The organism is Arsenophonus sp. ENCA (assembly GCF_002287155.1).
Classification (GTDB): domain Bacteria; phylum Pseudomonadota; class Gammaproteobacteria; order Enterobacterales; family Enterobacteriaceae; genus Arsenophonus; species Arsenophonus nilaparvatae.
In genome coordinates this window covers 1-2,189 of sequence record NZ_NHNG01000049.1, presented here as the reverse complement: position 1 = coordinate 2,189, position 2,189 = coordinate 1, and the positions used below count along the sequence as shown (strand labels likewise).

Sequence of the window (2,189 nt, the reverse complement as noted above, 5' to 3'; positions counted from 1 at the left end):
TCAGAATCTTTATCATAAATACGATAGTCAATAGGAATTGATTCAACACTTGTCAGATCATGCCAAAGCAAATTAACCAAACCTATGCCAGCAATAACATCATGCTTATTACCTGAATATTGATAATAAGCCTGTTGCTCAATAGTGAAATAAAACTGCTTTCAATAAAAACAAGTTAGATACATCTAAAAAACACAAAAATAAGTTATTTTTTAATCTTATATAGGTCATTTTTAATTCAAAAATTGATGATTTTATCATCAATAGCTGGTTTTTTTGTAAGTCACAATTAATTTTGCTATTGAGCAACAGGCTTAATGAAAAAATTACCGTTTATAATGCTGATATTTCCCCTGAAAACTTACCCGCTTTTTTTGTGTCGGTGATGGCTTCAAGAGGTTATGAAGTTAGTCCCGGTAATCCGGTGATTATTGCTAAAAGTCATCAAGGCAATTATGGCATTTCTGCCTTGGATAAGGCGTTAGAAAATCAATTACCGGAAGGGTCAAGCCTGAATTATTTGCCGGATTATCCCGAACCAAAACGGGGACATTTTTTTACGCAAAAAACGCAAACGTATTCTTTTCATCATGTTCTGGTTAAAGATATTTTTTCCGTTATTGATATCTTTCTGAAATCGTCACCTTATTCGGGGGGACAGGTAGCGATTGATGAAGGCAATAATCGTTTGGTTGTGACGACGACGGTAGAAAATCATAAGCAGATACAATCTTTTGTGCCATCTATTGATATACAACGAACGCAAGTGTTAATTGAAAGTATCATGTTTGAAACCACTGACGGCAGTAATTTTGATTTTTCCTTTGGCGCAGGGAAAAAATCAGGGTCAACGGTGGTAGGGGGCGTAAATATGGCAACGCTTGGCGATATATTGTCGAGTAGCGGTGGGTCATTTGGCATTTTTTCAGGCAATGTTTTAGGGTTAGCATTAACGGCGATTCAGGGGGATAAGCACAGCAAGTTATTATCTGTGCCGCGTATTTTGACTTTAACCGGTAAACGCGGATTGATTTCATCCGGTCAGAATGTGCCGATTGTGACGGGTAAAATTATTGGTCAGGGGGTTGATGTTAAAAATCCTTTTCAGACTATTGAGCGGCGGGATGTGGGGATTTCGCTTGATGTCACACCGGTAGTCTTAAATGGTGACAGTGTCATGTTAACGGTGAAATCCAAAGCGGACAGTATTTCAAATATTTCCAATGCGACGGATATTGTTTTTAATCAACGCTCAATTGATACCACGGTTCAGTTGAAAAATGGCGATACGTTACTGATTGGTGGGTTAATTCAGCATAATGCGGTCAATTCTACCTCTTCCGTTCCTTTTATTTCTGCCATTCCGTTGATAGGTTGGTTGTTCGATGCCCGGTCAGAGACTAAAGATAATACGGTGATGTATATTCTGATTAGGGCACGGGTACTGAATGTTGCTTAACTGACGGAAAGCCATACCCTAGCAGGCGCAGCCTGATGGGGTATGGTTGGAGTCAGTTGTTACATGTTGTTTGTTATGCGTTAAGTTGTTTTTTAGCGCTGTATAGCCAGAGCTTCAATCTGACTACACAGCTATCACATAAACCTAGGTTGGAGGTCTATATGACTGTGTTCGATCCTACTCAATATCCGGAATTACGCAATCTTTTTCCTGAATTAACGCCAGTGCAGTTTGAAACGGCATTATTATTTGCTTTTGGTATTCCGCAAAAGGAAATCTCTGTGTTGCGTTCAGTGGCGTATAAAGTGGTGAGACAGACGATAACGGAAGCGAGAATGAAATTTGAGCCCGCTTCATTGACTGGATTATTGACGGTATTTCATGTTCGTTTAGTGTTATTTGCCTTGTATGATTGCCAGCAACGTATTCGTAAGACATAAAAAAGGCTATCAATATAGGTGCGTTAAACGCACCTAGGGGATTTTATTCGATGAGATAATATCGATGCGGTATTAGGGCATAACTTCTAAAATCAATTATGAATACCGCCACTTCTGATTTTGAGTCGCATCACACCATATATCAGGGAAACCCGCTACTTTAGAGGCTGTCGCAAAAGCTCATGTTATCGATTAAAATTTGCTTTATTCGTTTTAAACGCAGATCTTTTATGACCGTATTTACTCGCAAACTGGAATCGCCTTCTCACACCAAACGTAAGTTTGTCAAA

At 39.0% G+C, this 2,189-nt stretch carries 2 protein-coding genes and 1 pseudogene; 2 read left to right on the top strand and 1 reads right to left on the bottom strand.

Going from position 1 to position 2,189, the window contains the following annotated elements:
- Positions 1-128, bottom strand: a pseudogene (locus CBG25_RS01305) (IS701 family transposase); the annotation flags it as partial.
- Positions 129-301: 173 nt separating this feature from the next.
- On the opposite strand from CBG25_RS01305, the gene CBG25_RS01300 reads away from it, so the two are divergent.
- On the top strand, positions 302-1,459 hold the full coding sequence (locus tag CBG25_RS01300) for a secretin N-terminal domain-containing protein (RefSeq protein ID WP_290603960.1): 1,158 nt from the start codon (positions 302-304) through the stop codon (positions 1,457-1,459).
- Positions 1,460-1,620: 161 nt separating this feature from the next.
- Entirely contained in the window at positions 1,621-1,899 is a 279-nt protein-coding gene (locus CBG25_RS01295; protein WP_290603958.1) for a transcriptional regulator, read from the top strand.
- Positions 1,900-2,189: the final 290 nt, after the last annotated feature.

What these genes read in the sequence shown, in the direction of transcription:
- CBG25_RS01295 (WP_290603958.1), top strand. Translation starts at nt 1,621, where the DNA reads ATGACTGTGTTCGATCCTACTCAATATCCGGAATTACGCAATCTTTTT.